Source organism: Butyricicoccus faecihominis, assembly GCF_014648015.1.
GTDB classification, from domain to species: Bacteria; Bacillota; Clostridia; order Oscillospirales; family Butyricicoccaceae; genus Agathobaculum; species Agathobaculum butyriciproducens.
In genome coordinates this window covers 40646-60320 of the sequence record NZ_BMQH01000001.1, presented here as the reverse complement: position 1 = coordinate 60320, position 19675 = coordinate 40646, and the positions used below count along the sequence as shown (strand labels likewise).

Annotated in this window: 12 protein-coding genes; 5 read left to right on the top strand and 7 right to left on the bottom strand. The window is 56.3% G+C overall.

Annotated features, from left to right (window positions below; translation table 11 throughout):
- Nucleotides 1-141: 141 nt before the first annotated feature.
- From IEY11_RS00210 to IEY11_RS00185, 6 genes are all read right to left on the bottom strand, one after another.
- Complete coding sequence (locus tag IEY11_RS00210) at nt 142-609, bottom strand: diacylglycerol kinase family protein (RefSeq protein ID WP_118285623.1); 468 nt, start codon at nt 607-609, stop codon at nt 142-144.
- Nucleotides 610-612: 3 nt separating this feature from the next.
- Nucleotides 613-1107: an rRNA maturation RNase YbeY gene (gene ybeY, locus IEY11_RS00205; RefSeq protein ID WP_243183914.1), complete on the bottom strand. Its 495-nt coding sequence runs from the start codon at nt 1105-1107 to the stop codon at nt 613-615.
- A complete protein-coding gene (locus IEY11_RS00200; protein WP_110436320.1) occupies nt 1104-2111 on the bottom strand; it encodes a PhoH family protein in 1008 nt (335 codons plus the stop codon). The genes ybeY and IEY11_RS00200 overlap by 4 nt, the downstream gene beginning before the upstream one ends.
- A gap of 391 nt (nt 2112-2502) precedes the next feature.
- On the bottom strand, nt 2503-2925 hold the full coding sequence (locus IEY11_RS00195; protein WP_188885431.1) for a hypothetical protein: 423 nt from the start codon (nt 2923-2925) through the stop codon (nt 2503-2505).
- A gap of 20 nt (nt 2926-2945) precedes the next feature.
- Complete coding sequence (locus tag IEY11_RS00190; RefSeq protein WP_188885430.1) at nt 2946-4169, bottom strand: sporulation protein YqfD; 1224 nt, start codon at nt 4167-4169, stop codon at nt 2946-2948.
- Nucleotides 4170-4185: 16 nt separating this feature from the next.
- A complete protein-coding gene (locus tag IEY11_RS00185; RefSeq protein ID WP_116705406.1) occupies nt 4186-4446 on the bottom strand; it encodes a YabP/YqfC family sporulation protein in 261 nt (86 codons plus the stop codon).
- A gap of 117 nt (nt 4447-4563) precedes the next feature.
- Here IEY11_RS00185 and IEY11_RS00180 point away from each other — a divergent pair, with 117 nt between their 5' ends.
- From IEY11_RS00180 to IEY11_RS00160, 5 genes are all read left to right on the top strand, one after another.
- Entirely contained in the window at nt 4564-5586 is a 1023-nt protein-coding gene (locus IEY11_RS00180) for a sporulation protein (RefSeq protein WP_188885429.1), read from the top strand.
- Between the two features lie 92 nt (nt 5587-5678).
- The gene (locus IEY11_RS00175) at nt 5679-5921 is read left to right on the top strand and encodes a hypothetical protein (RefSeq protein WP_110436314.1); all 243 of its coding nucleotides are present in this window, start codon (nt 5679-5681) and stop codon (nt 5919-5921) included.
- The gene (locus tag IEY11_RS00170) at nt 5908-7413 is read left to right on the top strand and encodes a D-alanyl-D-alanine carboxypeptidase family protein (protein ID WP_188885428.1); all 1506 of its coding nucleotides are present in this window, start codon (nt 5908-5910) and stop codon (nt 7411-7413) included. The genes IEY11_RS00175 and IEY11_RS00170 overlap by 14 nt, the downstream gene beginning before the upstream one ends.
- A gap of 108 nt (nt 7414-7521) precedes the next feature.
- Nucleotides 7522-8262 carry a phosphatase gene (locus IEY11_RS00165; protein WP_110436312.1) on the top strand — a complete coding sequence of 247 codons (741 nt, stop codon included), beginning with the start codon at nt 7522-7524 and terminating at the stop codon, nt 8260-8262.
- Nucleotides 8259-9185, top strand: coding sequence for an ROK family protein (locus tag IEY11_RS00160; RefSeq protein ID WP_188885427.1), 927 nt, complete (start codon nt 8259-8261; stop codon nt 9183-9185). The genes IEY11_RS00165 and IEY11_RS00160 overlap by 4 nt, the downstream gene beginning before the upstream one ends.
- A 401-nt stretch (nt 9186-9586) precedes the next feature.
- Here the strand turns inward: IEY11_RS00160 and IEY11_RS00155 are convergent, their stop codons facing one another.
- Complete coding sequence (locus tag IEY11_RS00155) at nt 9587-19594, bottom strand: InlB B-repeat-containing protein (protein ID WP_188885426.1); 10008 nt, start codon at nt 19592-19594, stop codon at nt 9587-9589.
- Nucleotides 19595-19675 lie beyond the last annotated feature (81 nt).

Here is a 19675-nt window from a genome sequence, read left to right as displayed (position 1 = left end):
GCTATTCTTGCGCGAGTTCCGTCCGCGCTGCGACGAGCTATTCTTGCGCGAGTTCCATCCGCGCTGCGACGAGCTATCCTTGCGCGAGTTCCGTCCGCGCTGCGACGAGCTATTCTTGCGCGAATTCTCCATTCTCCATTATTATTGAATTCTTCCAAAGTGAAACACGAACCAGACAGCAATCGGCACGGTGACCACAACCGCCATGCCGAGCCACAGCCTATACCACAAGAATTTGATGGCTGCCGCAAGCACGCCGTTTCCGATAAAGATACACGCGCCGACCGCGACGCACGCTGCCGCGCACACAAACACACCTGCCGCCGCGATATCCTTCGCGTTGCGAACCATGCCGTCATACCCGCTCGCCTGCTTGTCGCACAGACGCTCGATGGCGGTATTCAGCAGTTCCGCGCCCATGGTAAGGCCGAAGCAGATACACAGGATGGCCGCTTCGGTCATGCTCACGCCGCCGAACACGCCGAACAGGATGACGTAGAACGCCGCCGTCATGTGCACGCGGAAGTTGCGCTCGTCATGGATACACAGCCGCAGGCCGCGGAACGCGTGCAGAAAGCTCTCGCTCAGTTTTCGGATATTCTTTTTCATGGCTCAGTCCCGCGTCAGGCCGAGGAACGCAAGGTTGTCCTCTTCCTTGCTGCGCATCAGGCGAGTGTCCTCGTCATTGCGCTCGTGGTCGTAGCCGAGCAGATGCAGGACGGAATGGGTCGTCAGGTAGCCGCACTCCCGCGCGGGCGAGTGCCCGAACTGCTCGGCCTGCTCACAGGCGCGCGTGTAGCACAGGATCATGTCGCCCAGCATGACACAGCCGGAATCCGGCTCGGCCTCGAGCTCCTCCTGCGGCACGCCGTTGAGGAACTCGTACATCGGGAACGAGAGAACGTCTGTCACGGCATCCTTATTCCGGTACTCGGCGTTCATCTCGCGGATGGCGTCGGCATCGACAACGGTAACGTCGATTTCGGCGTCAAAGTCCACCTGCTCACTCGCCAGCACGCGCTCGGCGCAGGTGCGGATCAGCTCACGCACGCTGTTTTCGTCTGCTACCTCGGTCTCAAAGCCGATATTGATCTGATGATTCATCATTTTCCCTCCTTGCGGCGGGTCGGAAGGCGCTTTCCTGCCGGTTTTGCGGCAGGCTTGCCTTTGCCCTTTTTGTTTTCGTACTCTGCATACGCCTTGACGATACGCTGCACCAGCTCATGGCGCACAACGTCCTTTTCGGTCAGGAAGCACTGGGCGATGCCCTCTACGCCGTCCAGCACGCGCAGCGCCTCGCGCAGACCGGACTGCTTGCCGTCCGGCAGGTCGATCTGGGTAATATCGCCCGTAATGACTGCCTTGGAGCCAAAGCCCAGTCGGGTGAGGAACATTTTCATCTGCTCAGGCGTGGTGTTCTGCGCCTCATCGAGAATGATGAAGCTGTCGTCGAGCGTGCGTCCGCGCATATACGCAAGCGGAGCAACCTCGATGGAGCCGCGCTCCTGATACTTGGTGAAGTTTTCCGCGCCGAGCATGTCAAACAGGCCGTCATACAGCGGGCGCAGATACGGGTCTACCTTGCTCTGCAGGTCGCCGGGCAGAAAGCCGAGCTTTTCGCCCGCCTCGACCGCCGGGCGGGTCAGGATGATACGAGACACCTGCTTGTCCCGAAAGGCCGCAACAGCCGCCGCAACCGCGAGATAGGTCTTGCCGGTACCGGCAGGGCCAACGCCCATAACGATAGTGTTCTTGCGGATAGCCTCCATGTATTTTTTCTGGCCGAGCGTTTTCGCCTTGACCGGCTTGCCCTTGGCTGTGATGCACAGCACATCGCGGCTCATCGTGTGGACTTCGCTCTCGCGGCCGTCCTTGGCAAGCCCGATAACGTACTGCACGGTCTGCGTGCCGATGGATTCTCCTCGGCCTGCCATCGCCAGCAGCGCCGTAATCGCGCGTGCCGCGATGGATACGCCTTCGTCCTCGCCGGTGATTTTCAGCTCGGTTCCGCGGCTGATGACCGAGACGTTCAGTTCGCGCTCGATCTGCTTGATGTTTTCGTCAAATGCACCGAATACTGCCATCAGCAGTTCGGTCTGCTCGATTTGCATTACCTGTTCTATGGTTACACCCTCTTATGTTTAATTAGTAATTAGAGTTAGGAATTAAATGTTAGTTTTCATCCGTGCAAGGCAGGAGGCAGGCGTTTTCCCTGTCGTTACCTGCTCTCCTGCGGATAGTGTTTATCTATCAAATAAACTGTATGCAAGTGTATGTATCTGTTGCAATAACTCGTTCAACATACAGTTGCATACGGTTACATACAGTTAATTTTCATATATCTGCAGCAATACATGATGTTTTACCGTAGGGGGCGGCAAGGTGAATTGCGGCAACGCCGCAAGAGAAGGTGCCCTGAGGTACGACTCGGCGCACCGTTGTAAACGATCTGCACATTGCCTAACCGTAGGGGCGAACATTGTTCGCCCACACAACGTAAAATCATACGTTTTTCCAATTGTGAATCCAGTTTCCAACCGCGACAATCAGCCACACCACCGAAACCGCCGTCGGCAGAAACATTGCGGCAGCTGTGGACGTCATAAAATTCGTCACACCGAAAAACGGCACGAGGAACACGGTAAACGGCAGCAGCATCGAATTTGCCGGAAGGATATCCGTCGTCATAAGCAAACCGGATGCCGCTCCAATCGAAATCAGCGCCGATACAATCGTCAGCAGACACATAGCAGTATTGCTTTTCCGCCATGCGTACAGCAGCAGCGATACCAGCACGATAAACACCGCGCTGACGCAGAATTTGCCTGCACTCGCGGAACCGCCGTGAAGCCAGTCCGAGCCGTTAGCAGCAAACGCCGCTGCGGTGCTCAGTCCTGCGAGAATCGTCGCGGGTTTACGGTTCATAGGCGTCTCCTTTTCTGTCTCTACGGCACTTGCTCCATCTCCGCATTTTCCTCCGGAACGGTACTGTCATCCACGGCCTCGGTGCCGATCTGCTCCTCGGCGTGGACGGTGAGGTACAGCACTGCCGCGCCGTTCTGCTCGGTGAGCGTTTCGCTGTGGCTCGTCACCATGCCGTCGATATCCGCGGCTGTCTCGCCCAGTGCGCGCGACAGCATAGCCACCCGCACGTCCTCGGCGGTGCGCGTCGTCGGCTCCCGCTCGTAGAATGTATACGTTTGTGTGACCAGCGCCACCGGCAGCACCACGCTGTCCGACAGCCAAAAATGTCTGGTCGTTATTATTTTATCACAAGTGCCCCCTGCAATTCCACTGCCAATATAGAAATTTAACCGTTTATTTCCCATCACCAGTGCATATTGATGACGAATTTTACCCGTATATCGCTTGCTCTGCTCGGTGAGCGGCCGCGCCGCCTGAACCGTATGCGTGGTGTACGCCTGCACGGTGCCGTGCGCATGCGCTGTGCGGTACTTTCCGCCTTCGCGTGTCGGCTCCACCAGGCCGCTGATGAGCGTATCACCGGTCTGCACGGCATCTCCTGCCTGCACCATTGGCTGTCCCTCGAGCGCACGCACCTGCGTTACCACGCCGTCCCGCGTGGCCACCATCTTGGTGACCGCGTGCTCGTCCAGTACCTCCGGCGGGTCGGTGCTGCCGTAGGCGACCACGGTCAGGCTGTTGCCCCGCAGATTGAGCGAAAAAAACGTGATATTCGGCTGCAGCTGCATCATCTTCCACCGTATCTGACGGGTGTTCAGGTCCTTGATGGGCATGCCGATATGCACCCCCATTTCGCTCAGCTGCTGCATGACAGCCGTTTCGTCTATCGCCGGTGCGATCTCGGTCTGTATCGCCCATACATGCGTGCCGAGCAGCCAGCACAGTGCCGCGGCGAATACGGCTCCGCCCCAGAGCGCCGTACGCGGACGCAGACGCGCCGCAAGGAACGGCAGACCGCGTTTCCGGAGAATATGCACGCGACATCCCGTGCGGCCCATGTGCCGCCTGAGCGTCCGGAAATCCCGGATGGACAGGGTTGCGTGCAGCTCATTCCATGCCGTGCGGTCCATCTGCCGCAGCGTGATACCCTGCGCCGCGCACAGGTTGAGAAACCGCGTCAGGCTTGCGCCTGTCACGCGCACGCGCACCTGCCCGCAAGCCAGCAGCCACAGCCGCCCGATCATTCGCGCTCCTCCTTCCTCACTCGGTCGTAATGTATTCCACCGACGAGATCACGCCGATCACCGCCAGTTCGTCCATGGAAAGCGCCGTCAGCTCCAGGTCTGCACCCAGAATGCGTACCTCGCACCCGCGGCATCTGACGCGCAGGATGCTGTCGTCGTATTCCTGTATGCCGCAGTGGTTCTCCACGATCACCCGGCTGTCTCCGAGGATTTCCACGCGCGGGCGGTTTGGGTGGAGGTCCTCCATGAGTTCGGCGTATAAGTTATCTTTCAGCATATCGCGCCACCTTCATATCGCATTTTACCTTCTCCGTAGGACAGGTATAACGGTATATGTTATGTATCAGCGTACTGAAACTTTCCTGCTTCTCATACACTGTTCCGAGGTGACGCTATGAAGCTGTTCTTATCGCTGGCTCTTTTTGCCGCGTTTTTGCTTTGCCCGACCGCCTGCGCGGATGGTGTCCGCGAGGGACTTTCCCTTGCTGCCGCGCAGGCTTTACCGGCTTTATTTCCGTTTTTCGTTGTCAGCGGACTGCTTGTCCGCTGTGATACCGCGCGGCTGTCGCCGCTGCTGGCGAAGCCGCTCAGACGATTATACGGCCTGCCGCCCGAGGCTGCACCTGCTCTGGTGCTCGGACTCATCGGCGGGTATCCGGTCGGCGCCGCGACCGCATGTGCGCTGCTTTCCGAGGGTATGCTATCCCGCGAAGCGGCAGAGCGCGTGAACCGCTTCTGCAACTGCGCCAGTCCGGGCTTCTGCATCGGACTGGTAGGGCTCGGCGTGTTCGGCTCCGCGCGGGCAGGCGCGATGCTGTACGGGATACATATCGTTTCGGCTTTGCTCGTCGGATTGTTTTTCGCGCGTACCCCGTTATCTGCCGTGTCGCAGCGTATCCATAACCGGAACCGCACCTCATTCCCCTCTATTTTCTGCGCGTCCGTACAGCAGGCAGCGTCCACGGCGCTGACGGTAACGGCATTTCTGACCATGTTTTCCATTCTGCTGCGGCTGCTTTCGCCGTTTTTTGCATTTTTGCCGTACGGAAACGCACTGGACGGCATGATCGAGCTGACCAACGGCTTAGACGAACTGGCTGTGCTGCCGCTGCCGCGCAGAGCGCGGCTGACGCTTGCGTCCTTCCTGCTAGGATTTGGCGGACTGGCTGTGCAGTTTCAGGTGCGCGCTCTCGCGGAAGCACACGATTTGCCGGTTCGCGGCCTGTTTGCCGCAAAGCTGCTGCACGGTACGCTCGCAGCTGTGCTGACAGCTTTCCTGTTTTCCCTCTCGCCTGCCGTGCTGACGGTTTCCTCACCGGAGCTGACACCGTTATCGGTACGGTTCCGGTATACGCTTGCTGTGCTGTTCGTTTCTGCTTTGTATCCAATTTGGGGGTGGAAAAAGCGCAGGAAATGATATATAATATTTTATATACGTCCTGTATTGACCGACACCACTCGACAGGACACTTTTACCACTGATTTTAACCGATTGGAGTGACCCTACGCATGAGGCTCAAAAAGCTGCTGCGAAAAAATATAGAACCGCGCTGTACCTACTGCGCGCACGGCTCTCCGCTGGCGGACGGCGAACGCATTGCCTGCCGCAAACGCGGTGTGGTAAACGGCACCGATCACTGCCGTTCTTTCCGCTACGATCCGCTGCGGCGCACACCGCCCAAGCCGGCGGTTTTGCGCGGGCACTTCACCGATGCCGATTTTTCTTTAGGAGATACCGATGAAGAGCAATAATTTCAAAAACCGTCTTACCGCACTGGCGCTGTGCTTTACGCTGCTGCTCGGTGCGGCGCCAATCACCCGCGCTTATGCCGTGAATGACGAGAGCGATACCTCATCGAGCCAGTCGGATTCCGACAGCTCGGACACCTCGTCCACCGATTCGGGCAGCAAGGATTCCAAGGACACCAAGGACATGACCGCTGACAATGACAAGGATGTTATCGCAGCAGCAAGCGAAGCGCCTGCCGTAACAGCTACCGCCGCCCTGCTCATCAGCCCGGATTCCGACATGGTGCTGTATGAGAAAAATGCGGACAAAAAGCGTTATCCGGCGTCCACGACCAAAATTATGACCGCGCTGCTGACGCTTGAGAATGTCGAGGATCTGAACGAGACCGTCACGGCCGAACAGGGCGACTTCACCAAGGTTACAGCAGACAGCTCGAACGCAGACATCAAGGTCGGTGAGACCGTGCGCGTCATCGACCTGCTGTATGCGCTCATGCTGCCCTCCGCAAACGAGGCGGCTTATATGCTCGCGCGCCATGTCGGCGGCACGAGCGAGCACTTTGTGGACATGATGAACACCCGCGCTGAGGAACTTGGCTGCACCGGAACGCATTTCTGCAACCCGTGCGGCCTGCACGAAGAAGACCACTACACCACCGCCCGTGATCTGTACCTCATTGCCCGCGAGACCATGAAGAACGATACATTCACCAACATTATCGACACCGTGCAGTACCGCATGCCCAAGACCAACATGCACGAGGAACGCATCATCTTCACCACCAACCAGCTGATCTTCAGCTCGTTCAACCCGTGGTCATACCCGTACAACAAGGGCATCAAAACCGGACACACCTCGCAGGCGGGCAACTGCTTTGTCGGCTACGCGGAGTACGGCGATGCCAAGCTGTATTCGGTCGTGCTCGGCAGTGCCACCTCGTCCAAGGAGTACCCGACGGTAGCGGCCAGCTTCACGGATACCAAATCGCTGTATCAGTGGGGCTTCACCCATTTTAAGACCAAGACCGTTGCGAAAAAGGGCGACACGCTCGCCCATGTCAAGGTAGATCTGTCCACGCAGACCGATCAGCTGGTGTTGACCGCGAAAACCGATCTGATGGCGCTGCTCCCTGCCGATGTAGAGACCGATTCGCTGGAAGCGACCCCCAATCTGCCGGAAGCCGTTGACGCACCCATCAAGGCCGGCGATGTGATCGGCAGCATGACATACAGCTGCAACGGCACGTCCTACGGCACGGTCGAGTTGGTCGCGCTCAGCGATGTGGAAATGAGCCGCGTGCTCTATTACTCGGACAAGCTGAGCCATTTCTTCCAGAGCACCGTATTCAAGATCGTGCTGATCGCAGCCGCAATCTTCATCGTGCTGTACATTCTGTTCAACATCACATTCGGCGGAATCCGGCGCCGCCGTCGCCGCAAGGCGATGCGCAAGCGCTACGATAACGATGATTATCCTCGCAGACACCGCCGATAAACAATCGCATACCGGCGGTTCAGCGAACTGCAAATACAGAGGCGGACCCATGTGTCCGCCTTTCATCTTCCCCCCCCAAAAATCATACGTCAAAAGGAGCCTTTTCCCATGCAAATCATCGCAGACCTGCATACCCACACCAATGTAACCGACCACGCGTTCAGCACGCTCACCGAAATGGTGCAGGCGGCCGAGGACCGCGGTCTTGCGGCTATCGCCATCACCAACCACGGCCCCACCAATCCGGACGGCCCGCACGAGTGGCATTTCTCCAACCTGGACCTTATCCCGCGCAAGATCGGCAAGGTAACGGTCATTCGCGGCATTGAATTCGACATCACCGCTCCGGCAGGCGGCATCAACGTCATTTCCAACAAGAGTCTCAAGCCCGTTGAGTTTGCGCTTGCCTCCTTCCACGAGTGCATGTTCCCGCCGGTGGACAGCAGTGTGCACACGGCGGCGCTCGAGGCCATCCTGTACAACCCGTATGTCAACGCGTTCGGCCACCTCGGCAACTCCAACTTCCCGTTCGATCACGAGTACATCATCAGCCGCTGCAACGACCACGGCAAGATTGTCGAGATCAACAACGCGTCTCTGTCCATCCGTAAGGGCAGCCATGACAACTGCATGGACATCGCCCGCCTGTGCATGAAATATGAGGTGCCCATCTCGGTGGACAGCGACAGCCATATCTGCTACCGCGTCGGTCATGTGGAGGGCGCACTGGAAATGCTCGAGGAAATTGGTTTCCCGGAGGAGCTGATCATCAACAGCAGTGTGGAGCGGCTGAACAACTATTTCAAGGGTCGCGGCCTGCATCTGTTCGACGAGGAGGATCTGCTGTGAGAATCGGTATTGATCTGGGCGGCACGACCGTCAAGGCGGCGCTCTGCACCGAGGACGGCACGCTGCTGTGCAAGGACAGCCTTCCGACCCGGACCGGCAACGCAGCCGGCCTGAAAGCAGATATGAAAACGCTGGCGCTCTCGCTGTGCAGGGCGCACAGCTGTGCGGTAGAGGACGTAACGGCAATCGGCATCGGCGTGCCCGGCTCGTTTGACAAGAAAACCTGCACCCTGCGGTTCGGCACCAATCTGGGACTGAATAACGTCAGCTTTGCGGATGCGTTTTTGCCGGAGTTCGGCTGTTCGGTGCATCTGGATAACGACGCCAACTGCGCCGCGCTCGGCGAAGCGACTGCCGGTGCGGCCAAGGGCACGCGCAACATGCTGATGGTAACGCTCGGCACCGGCGTTGGCGGCGGCATCATCATTAACGGCCAGCTGTACACCGGCTGCAACGGCATTGCCGGTGAGATCGGGCACATAGTCATCAAGAAGGACGGTGAGCCGTGCAACTGCGGACGGCGCGGCTGTCTGGAGGCGTACTGCTCAGCGGCTTCGCTCGTGCGGTTTGCCGAGCGTGCGCTCGAGGACGGACGAAAGAGCGTGCTTGCCGTACACAAGGGGCAGCTGAACGCCAAGCAGATCTGCGACGCGGTGGACGAAGGAGATGCGCTCGCGCAGGAGCTGTTTGACGAATACTGCGGCAATCTGGCGAACGGTCTGGCGAGCTTTGTCAACCTGTTTCAGCCGGAGAGTATCGTGCTCGGCGGCGGACTGGCGGGCTACGGTGAAAAGCTGCTCGAGCCGCTGCGGCGGCTCACCTTCCCGCAGACCTTCCGCGGCGAGAACCGAAATACCGAGATTGTCTGTGCGTCGCTCGGCAATGACGCAGGTCTGGTGGGCGCAGCGATGCTGGAGGAGTAAATAGCGGCACTCGCCGCAGAGAGCAAAGAGGAAGGGACACCAAGGTTTCCCTTCCTCTTTGAACTCCTACCTTTCCTTTGTAGAGGGCTTGGGTGCAGATGGTAGACTGCGTAAGCACAAGGACGCGGCAGTCGGGTTACATTTCCGTAGGAGCGGACCTATGTGTCCGCCCATTTCTTTACCTATACGCAGCGTCGGATACCGTACTGCTACACAGACGGTTTGCTCTCCGCAGGCGCGGCATGACCGTGCCGCGCAACTCGTTTTCCAGTACGGCGCGTCATTCCCTCCCACTGCGCCAATTCCTAATTCCTAACTACTAATTATTCCTAAAATGCACCAACATAAAGGGCTGACCCGTCGGGTCAGCCCTTTTCTCTGTCCTGCTGTTTTGTCTGCCGTTACTTGATAATGTTTTCGCACCAGCGCTGCATGATCGCTGCGATCTCGGCACGGGTGGCGGTGCCGGTTGGTACCAGACGACCGCCATTCTTACCGTTCAGCACGCCTGCGCCGACTGCCCACTGCAGAGCCGGAATCGCGTATTCACTTGCCTGCTGAACATCCACATAGCTGAGAATATTGGTATTCTCACCCACGCTTACGTCGATACCCTTGCTCTGGGCGTAGCGATACAGGATCGCTGCCGCCTGCTCGCGGGTGACGGCTGCATTCGGTCGGAAGGTACCGTCTGCATAGCCGGTTACAACCTTATTGGACGCTGCCCAGCCGACTGCTTCGGCATACCATGCGTCAGCCTGCACATCCGAGAAGTTCGCTGCTGTGCCCTTCGGCTTGCCTTCCAGGTTATACAGGATCTGCACGAGCATACCGCGCGTCAGGTTGGCATTCGGTGCAAATGCACGGCTCGATACACCGTTCATCATTTTGTGCGTGAGCACATAATCAACGGACAGATGATACCACTTTGCAGTATCTACATCCGTAAACGGTGCGGACGGACAATCCTTGCCGCCGTCACACGGCTTGGTTTCGCCGGACGCGACAAACGCCACATTGACCTTGGAGGACGGCATCTTAAAGGTGTATTTGCCGCTGCCGAGGTCGGTCAGGGCAACCGTCTTGCCGTTTGCGTCCGTGACAGTCAGCGTACCTTCTCCGGCAGCAGTCAGCGTTACGGTGTCGCCTGCGGCCGCCTTGGTCTTATCCGCCTTGACGATATTCGCCAGTGCGGACGGGATCACAACATCGTAGGTGGTCGGGGCAACGGCTCCGCCGCCACCGCCGCCGCCACCGCCGCCACCGCCGGACGGTGCGGTGCTCTTGTACCAGCCGATGGCAAACGGAGACAGGCTGGAAACATGGAACGTAATTCCATCGTCGAACTTGGTCGGCGTGAGCGTTTCCGTATCGCCGACCGTCTTGCCGCTCATATCAGTCGTAAACATATGAACGACCGAGAAGTTATAGCTGCTGTTCGGCGCATTGGTTGCCGAAAGCGTGCTGTACAGCACCTTGACGTCAATGCCGCCCTCCGGGAAGTCGGCAGGATTCGTAACCGTTACCCAATCCGTACCGCTCTTGTACTGCAGAACGATATCCAGATAAGCAGTGTTCGCCGCAGTTACTGCGCTGTTTACCTTGGAACGGAGCGCGGATTTCAGCTTGTCGAGCGAGTCGAACGTACCCTTCAGTGCAGTCGGAACGGTCGCAAGCGTGCTGCTTGCTACCTGATACTCAACCGCTTCCGCGTCAACCTTAATGTTGTTCGCGCTCGTCACATTCTTGACGGTGATGGTGTACGCCGCGCCGTTCTTGACAACGGTGACATTGCCGTCGATCGGCAGCTTCATGCAGTCCACGCCGCCTACTGTCAGCTTACGGAACAGGCGCTTGCCAACCGGCGTTGCCGTAAAAGCAACCGTGCCGTTCTTACGGATTTCGCTCGTCGGCTGCGTATCATCCGGTACGCGCTTTACGTCGGAGACCTTCCAGCCGGTGCCGCCGGTCGGGATAGCGAAGCCTTCGTAGGGAACGAACTTGACAGCTACATCGGTCTTGCCGGTCAGGCTCGGGATTACCAGCTCGTTAGAGATGTTATTCTGATCTACACCGTTTACCGTCCACTGTGCGACCATCTGCTTATTGTGCGTCTCGTCCGTCATGGCAGGCGTTGCCGTGAATACGACCTTGCTGCCGCGGGTAACACTTGCCGGACTGTTCTTCTGCGGCGTAATGGCCTTGCCGTTTGCCGCTGCAGCAACCGTTGTGCCGGTATCTGCACCCTGAACATCCAGGGTTACATCGTAGTTGATCGCGCCGTCAAATACGGCCTTGACTGTGGTATTTCTGCGAATTTCCGTCAGTGCCAGCGTATTGCCGGAGGCAGCCTGTGCAGCACCGCCGTTAACCGACCATTCCTTGAGATAGTAGCTATTGCTGCTCGGCACTGCCGTAATAGTCGTGCTGCCGCCGCGCTTGACGCTTGCCGGTTCTGCCGACGCCGTACCGCTGCCCTCGCTCGTTACCGTAATGGTGTATGTCGGGCGCTCAATCAGCGTTGCGGAAACCTCGGTATCTGTGGTTACATTCTGCACGGTGTAACTGAGTGGTGCATCCGCCGTATCGGTCATCTCAGCGACTGTCGAGCCGTTTACCGTCCACTGCTGCACCATATCGTCCTTGTTCTCGGGCGTTACGGTGAAGGTCACGTCCGCGCCGGAGGATACCCAGCCGTCCGAAACCGTCTTGCCGTCTGCCGTGATGGCAATGCTGCCCGGTCTGCCGTCTACTGCCGCAGTGATTTTCATCATCTCCTTAAAGGTGACAATGACCGTGCTTGCCTGTGTTACGTTCAGCGTATAGCGGCTGCCGCCGGTCTGAACGGACGCACCGTTCACCGTCCACGTGTCAACCTCATAGCCTTCGCTCGGCTGTGCGGTGAAGGTAACCTGCGTGCCGCCGGAAACCTGTTCGCCGCTCTCTACGGACGCCGTCAACGTGCCGTTTACCGGCTGGCTGTACGTTACTTCGTACTCGCCTGCGCTGAACTGTGCTTCAACATGATATACCGTTACGTTCGGCTTCGTGAGATAGCCGTTCTCGACCGTCCAAGTCAGCGTATTGCCGCTGCCCTGTACAGCCTCGCCGTTTACCGTCCAGCCGGTCACATTCTGACCTGCCGGCGGTACTGCCGTAAAGGTGAGCGACTCGCCGCCGCGTGCGGTTGTGCGGTTCTGTCCGTTTACGGTGACGTTATCGCCTGTGGTGATGTCATACTCAACCTGCCGGAACTTCGGTGCAATGTAAATCGAGTTTGCACTGGTCGTATTCGGATAGATATAGGTTTCCGAATTGCCTGCTTTCTCGTCACGCACATTGTTAACGTACCAGCCTTCGATTTCGTAACCAGGCTTTACCTCTGCCGTGAACGTGATCGGCAGATTCAGTGCAATATTTGCGCCTGTCTCTGCACTGTCAAGGATCGACTCATTATTGTTTACCAGATTTGCCTCGCTGATGTAGCCGCCTTCGCTGTTCTTGTCCGTCGGACCGAAGGTGATGCCGGTCACCAGCTTGACAAAGCGAACCAAAACGGTGACATTGCCCTGCCGATTGGTCAGCGTCTGGCTCGTTGCGGTATCCGCCGTGGTCTGGCCGTTGATGGTCCAGTCCTGTACGCGGTAGCCTGCGTTCGGCACCGCCGTGATCGTGATATTCGAGTCGCGGTAGAAGCGGTGCTTGCCTGCTTCGAGGTTCTCCTGTTCGTATGCGCTCATGCCCTTGCGGGTGATTTTTGCGGAAACTGTACCGCCGTCACCCTCGTCACCGAGCGAATCAACGGACAGGGTGAAGTCGTACTGCGGGAGCGCCTTAGACGTTGCATGAACGTCTACATTGCTTTCGATAGAGCCACTCCGGGTATAAGTGGTGTTATCATTTTCTGCTCCGTTGACATTCGTCCAACCGGTAACGTTCCAGTTGTCAGTCTCGTAGCCATCATCCGGTGTTGCCGTAAATACGATATCGCCGCTGTACTTCTCGACATGATCGCCGGTGCTCAGCGTCTTGTTACCCTGCTTTGCCGTTACGGTGATGTGAGTGTCACCGCCAAAGGTTACCGTCGGCTTCTCTGCAAAGATTACCTGAACCAAGGTATCCTTCGTAATCTGGATATCATCCTTCGTTACCTTACCCGGCTGATAGTCCTTCGCATTGTCGTAATCGAATGTCTGCGCTGCACCGTCAGTTGTAACGATAATGCTCTTGACGAAGTAGCCATCACTCGGTGTTGCTGTAATTGCTGCCGTGCTGTTCATATTCACATGGCCGTTTTCACCTGCCGCACCAATCAATGTTACATTCTGGATGCCGCGTGTGCCAGCAACTTCGACTGTGCCGTTGACCGGCGCAGCCACCGTCACCTTCGGCTTCTCCGCGATATGCGCGATAACCTCAGTGGTCTTTTCCAGACTTGCGATGGAGGCCTTTGCCGAATCATTTTTATCCGCTTCCGCACCAGTCCATTGAGAAACGTAGTAATTCTCGTTTACCGCAGCAGCAAACTCAATCGTCGAATAATTGCCGACCGTACTGCCGCTGGTAATCGCATTGCCGTTTTTAATCTTTGCGGTAACGGAAGCAATGTCTGCGGTTATCGGGGCACCATTTGCATCCACTGCCTTGAAGGTCAGCGTTACCTCCTGCGCCGCATTGATTACAGCCGTAACCGTATGCGCTGCAGTGATATTGCGCAGTGTAAACTGCTTCTGCGTACCCGAATTTGCGGCTTCCTTACCATCCACCTTCCACGTCTTGACCGTGTAGTTGCTGCCCAGATTTTCCAGCGCAAAGGTCACTGCCGCACCGTCCGGAACCGCATTCAGATCTGCCGCTGTGCCGTCTGCCAGCTTCGCCGAGGTCTGCACGGACGGCAAGGTGCTGCCGGTTTCCGACTCGATGTTGAAGGTGAGCTTATGCTTGCCTGCGCTGCTGAATTCTACCTTTACATTGCGGTCCTTCTGCACATTTTCCAGTGTCAACGTGGACTCACGGTACAGATCGGTCGTACCCGGCCAGTAATACGGCTTGTCATCCACCATCCAGCGTGCTACCGACATACCGGTGATCGGCGCAGCCGTGAACGTCACATTTGCGCCTTCCGCAATCTTCTGTCCGGTCGTGACTGCACCGCCGTCCTTTAGTGCTGCGGTCAGCTCACCGCCTTCGCCGCTGCTGAAGATAATCGTGTGCGAATCACTGCTGAAGGCTACTTCTACGTCCAGCTTTTCCGTCAGCGCCGCTACCGTCAGTCGTTCGCCGACCTTTTTGCCGTTCGACAGAATCTCCGTCACCTTGTACTTTGTATTACCGGTAATGGACTGACCGTTGACCTTCCATTCCTTTACAAGGAAACCGTCGTTGCTCTTGGCATCAAACATCAGCTTGGTGTTCTTAGCGATGTTCTTACCGCTTTCAAACTTCTGGTCGAGGTCGCCGCTTTTGTAGCTTGCACTGAGTGAGCCGCCTTCACCGGCGTGATAGGTTACGCTCAGGGTGTCCTGCTTGACAACCAGCATGCGCTTGGTCAGATTCAGCTCGTACTTCTCGAGCAGTGACTTCACAGCCGCGTCCTCACCGTTGACCGCAATCGTTACCTCAAAGCGGCCGCTGACGTTCTTTCGGTTGCCATTGTCATCATACAGCGCACATACGGCTGTAATTGCCGACGGCAGGGTGTCGTCCGACTCCAGAGCATCCGACTTAACCTCAAATGCGCTCTTGCTGTCCGGCGCTTCGGTCGAAGTGTGAGTGTCGTTATCCTTATCCCAGGTTACATACAGCTCCAGCGGCTTGCGCTTTACCGTAATGGTCGTGGACGCCAGCTTGGTGCGCTTGGAAGTATCGCTGTAATTCTGGTATGCCGTGATGATATAGGTTCCCGCCTTCTCCGGTCGGAAAGTGCTGCCGGTGATAGCCGTTTCCGGACTCTCACTCTGACCGGACTGACGCCATGTGTAGGTGATATTTCCCGGAACCTCTGTTTTGCTGCCTGCGGTAACATCGTTTCCGTTTTTCGTTACAGTCTGCTGCTGCACGGTCAGATCAATCGGCGTACCGTATACGCTCGTAATCTTGTTTTCGTTGCCAACAGTGCTTTTAAGCGTGTAAACGGTCTCCGTTGTGCTGGTATCGCCGTCCTTTACGCTCTGCACGCCTGCCAGATAATATACCGTATCACTTGTCAAGCCGCCGGTCGCGGTGGTCGTGATGGCATACAGACCGGCTGTCGGTGCAGTCCACGTTTTGCTGTCCGTGCCGCTGCTGTTCGTTCTGCCGACAATCGTGCTGACCGTGCCGTCCGACGTGTTCGTAATCGTCAGCGTGTACTCCACATTACCGAGTGGAGAGCCGTTCTTTTCCGCCGTTTTCGTTGTCAGGGTCAGTGCCGTACCGGAACCCGGCGTAGAGGTCGTAACATTATTGTAAAACGTAGTTTCCTCTGTTACCAGTGTGAACGAAGGATTCGTATATTCGCCCAGCTTCGTCTGCTGTGTGCAGGTCAGCTTGATCAGTTCATAGCTGTTCTCTGCCTTCTTCAGCAGCTGATAATACTTGACAGTATAGGTGTCCTCTGCGGTACTGTCTGCACCACTGGTCGACTTATCCATCTTGCTGAGGATATAGCTCTCCGTCACGGTATCCATACCGTGAATCAGGTACTGCTCGCCGTTCCGGTACTTGCTTTCGTCGTATTCCGCGGCTGTCGGTGCCTTCGTTGTATTGTCCAGCGTAAACGCTTTTGCTTTTTTTGCGTCTTGGTCTATCACCACGGTTTCCGGCGTAATTGTGCTCGGCACCGTTACTGCCGTCTCACCGTTCTTCCACTGATAGGTGGTATTCATGGTGAGTTTCTCACCTGCGGTATACGTCTCGCCATTCTTTATTACGGCGTAGTATACGGTCGATATCGAACCGTCTTCCTTCTTTTCACCGATGCCGACATATCCCTGCACCGTACCCGCTTGATCTTTTACCTCGTAAACATTCAGCGTCATGCCGCCGGCTTCTACGGTGCATGGAACGGTTGTCTTTACGGATTCTGTCGTGGTTTTAACCGTGTTGAAATTACTCTGACCGATATACGGGGTATCCTGAGTGCCGCTGCCCTTCAAGGTATCGGGTACCGTACCGGATACCGTCAAACCGGCGGTTGCCTGCGGTGTACCAACCGTCAGCGTTGCCGCATCACTGTAGAACGAAATCGGCGTTCTTGCACCGTCATAACATGTTACCACGCAGCGGTACATCGCACCATTCAGGTCACTCGTTACCGACTTTACAGTATAGCTGTCCCTAGTTGCCCCTGCAATATTGCCCCACTTTTTGCCCGGCAGACGCTGCTGCCACTGGTATCTCGTGCTGCTGTACTCATCAGGTACAGAAGCCAGTACCTCGAATGTCGCCGAGCCGTTCATCTGAACGGTTGCGTTATGCGGTCCGTTGATGACCGGACGGCTCTTATCATTTGCCAGAGTTGTACCGGCAATAATCTCGCTTTCAACCGATTCTTCCTGACTGGTGTAATATCCCGAGGTAATCGCATACTGATACTTCGTATTAGGTGCAAGATCCTTCAGCGTGTATTCATACTGACCACTCGAAGATTCAGCCGCATCCACAGTATCAGCCGCATCCACAGTATCAATCAATACGAACGGTTCTTCCTTATTATCTTCAAGATAGCGGTAAATCTTGTAATACTCTGCCGGACGGTCGCCGGATTCCCACGACAGCACCATGCTGTTGGTGGTCTGCTCACTCAGCGACAGATCCTGCGCCGGAGACGGCGGTGCCGTCACATTGCTGACAACATAGCCCAGTACCGGTACTTCATCGCCGTTGAACGGTACCGTCCATGTGCCGAAGCTCCAGTCAAAGTTATAGCGCGAATCGCCGCCGCCGGTAACAGCGCCCAGCTTGGTAATCGTCTCAGTGTTTACCCTTTCGGTTCCGGCGCTTGCTCCCCAGTGATAGCCGCCGCCAGCCTTGAAGCCGCCAACTACACCATACATCTGCACCGAACCCTCATAGGAGTACTCAAAGTTTACGCCGCTGCTGGTTGCAGCCGTAAAACTCTGCAGCTGTGTACCCGAATCTTTGTAATGACCAACTTTACCGGATTGCTCCGAATGTTTACCGCTCGGCAGACTGGAACGATACGTATCCGGCTGACCAGACGTGCCCAGATGCAGGTTGCTGCCAATCTGCTGCATACCCTCGTACGCCGAAGCAGCCTTATTATAAGTATCTACCGAAACCATGTTCATCGAAGGATTACCCGGAACCGCCAGCGTCATAGAACTGGTCAGCTTCGGCGAATTGCCCTTCTTTGTGTCATCCGGATACTTCACCTGATACTCGTAATATGTCATCGGTGTTGCATACATGAGCACCATATTGTCGTTCGTATCATTAGAATACTCGACCGTTATTTCCTTGCTTGTAGATTTTGTTGCACCAACAGTAAAAGTATGACTGGTATTAAATTCAACACCGCCGCCGGTCTCAATCAGCGGTGCAACATATTCAAAGCCCGCCATGATATCAAAACCAATCGAACCGGATGCCGTTACTGCTACAGTATTATCCTTACTGTATCCGATTCCGGTCTGCGAGTTTCCGATATCGCCGTCATTCACCTCCGCAAAATGCGGCGACGCCTCCAGAATCGCCATTACCTTCGGGTCGGTGTAGCCGGTGCTGACGCTTTGGATCTTCGCGAGCATGGCATCGTTGTTCACATCTGCCGTTGTAAGCGCCAGATTGCAGTTGCTCTTGTCATAGTATGTCCAGTCATCCTCCCAGCGCGTGAACGTGCTGCCAGTCGAGCCTTTGTAAAGCTGACCAATCTTCAAAAACTGCTTGTCGAAGGTCTCCTGCTTGCGGTACTCAACGTAGTATACCTGTTCCATGCCCTGCTTGTTGCCGTCAAAATTGCCGACGGCATAGTCCAGAATACCGCTGTTGTTAATGAGTCGGCCGCCCAGCCAGCGGTCATGGCCCTTATCCGAGCCTTCCAGGATAGACAGCTGACTGCCGTTCGCCGTGCCGACTTTATACATACTGCCGGAAATGAACAGATATTCCTGGGTGTTCACGCCGTCCGCTGCAACAGCCGCTACCGCGATCGGATTCTGCACATCGTCACCCTTGGTGCCGGTATTGGTAAAGCCGTTGGTGACAACTTCGGTTGCCTTGCATTTCTCTGTCCACGAATTATCATTCGTGCTGTACTGATAGCTGTATGCCAGCAGCTTGCTCTTATTAAAGTCGCAGTCCTTGTAGTTGCCGTTCTTATCGTAATAGCCAACTGCAACGACTTCCGGCGGCATGCTGCCGCTCGGCGCATCGCTGACATAACCGATGGTTACACCCGCAAAGCGAGCACGGCCGCTTGCACCGTCATTGCTGTTCAGCAGCTTCTTGTTCAGCTTCTGAGTCCAGCTGCTCTTGTCGTTGTAATCGTAGACCGTCAGATAGGATTTCTCGAGTTCGGTATGACCGTCATACGATGTCTCCTTCAGGTCGTTGACATTGACCGTCATTGCCAGCTCGTCGATACCGTCCATATCCACGTCGCCGACTTCCATATCAACGCTCAGATGCGCGCGCAGCTCGTTATCGCCGTTGCCGTCGTGGTACAGCATTGCTTTCAGCGCCTCTTTGCCGCCGTCAATGACGTCACCGAGGTTGATTACGCGACCCTTGTCGGTCAGTGTGCTGCCGCTGAACGTATACTCCTTAATGCTGTCTACAGTATCCGTACTCTTGTTATTGCCCGGCGTATAGATCAGCAGCGTGTCCTTGCCGTCACCGTCAAAGTCGCCTGCGGCCAGACACAGCATAGCGCGGGTCTGGTAGAATTTCAGTTTCTTGATGTACTCACTGTCGTTTCCATCACCAATCTGGACAACCTTCGATACTCTGCGGTCCTTGTTCGTCACATACAGACGAAGCCGTGCCGAACTTTTATCAAATACCAGATTCGCAATGTATTCATCCTTGCCGGTGCCGTTCGGATCAAACGCCACAGTCGCAATACGCTCGGCATTGCCGACATCGGTCGAGTTGCTCCACCGGAACGTAGACATCTGACTGCCCTTGCCGTTGGCTGCGCCCTCGTATGTCGTCTGGAACTCATCCGAGTCCACACCGGCTACAACCAGTTCGTGGTTCTGGAACAGCGGAACCCATCCCAGTGTGCCGTATGGGTTATTACGAAGTGTGGCTTTGTCTGTTATGCCCGTTTTTTCTTCCGTGGGCAGACCAAAGCCGTCTCTTGCTGCTGCAGTATCCGCTGCCGCCGCCTGCGGCAGCACGATCTGCGGCAGCAGACCTGCCAGCATACTGCATATCAGCAGCAAACTGCAAATTCGTTTTTTCATTTTTCTTCCTCCTTGCCTTATGAAATAAACGGTTTCCACGGCTTTCCCCTTGCTTTACTGCGGAGCACCGTCCGAGGATAC

Excerpts from the sequence above, each read along its gene's own strand:
- IEY11_RS00210 (WP_118285623.1), bottom strand. The coding sequence starts at position 609 with ATGAAAAAGAATATCCGAAAACTGAGCGAGAGCTTTCTGCACGCGTTC.
- ybeY (WP_243183914.1), bottom strand. The coding sequence starts at position 1,107 with ATGATGAATCATCAGATCAATATCGGCTTTGAGACCGAGGTAGCAGAC.
- IEY11_RS00200 (WP_110436320.1), bottom strand. The coding sequence starts at position 2,111 with ATGCAAATCGAGCAGACCGAACTGCTGATGGCAGTATTCGGTGCATTT.
- IEY11_RS00195 (WP_188885431.1), bottom strand. The coding sequence starts at position 2,925 with ATGAACCGTAAACCCGCGACGATTCTCGCAGGACTGAGCACCGCAGCG.
- IEY11_RS00190 (WP_188885430.1), bottom strand. The coding sequence starts at position 4,169 with ATGATCGGGCGGCTGTGGCTGCTGGCTTGCGGGCAGGTGCGCGTGCGC.
- IEY11_RS00185 (WP_116705406.1), bottom strand. The coding sequence starts at position 4,446 with ATGCTGAAAGATAACTTATACGCCGAACTCATGGAGGACCTCCACCCA.
- IEY11_RS00180 (WP_188885429.1), top strand. The coding sequence starts at position 4,564 with ATGAAGCTGTTCTTATCGCTGGCTCTTTTTGCCGCGTTTTTGCTTTGC.
- IEY11_RS00175 (WP_110436314.1), top strand. The coding sequence starts at position 5,679 with ATGAGGCTCAAAAAGCTGCTGCGAAAAAATATAGAACCGCGCTGTACC.
- IEY11_RS00170 (WP_188885428.1), top strand. The coding sequence starts at position 5,908 with ATGAAGAGCAATAATTTCAAAAACCGTCTTACCGCACTGGCGCTGTGC.
- IEY11_RS00165 (WP_110436312.1), top strand. The coding sequence starts at position 7,522 with ATGCAAATCATCGCAGACCTGCATACCCACACCAATGTAACCGACCAC.
- IEY11_RS00155 (WP_188885426.1), bottom strand. The coding sequence starts at position 19,594 with ATGAAAAAACGAATTTGCAGTTTGCTGCTGATATGCAGTATGCTGGCA.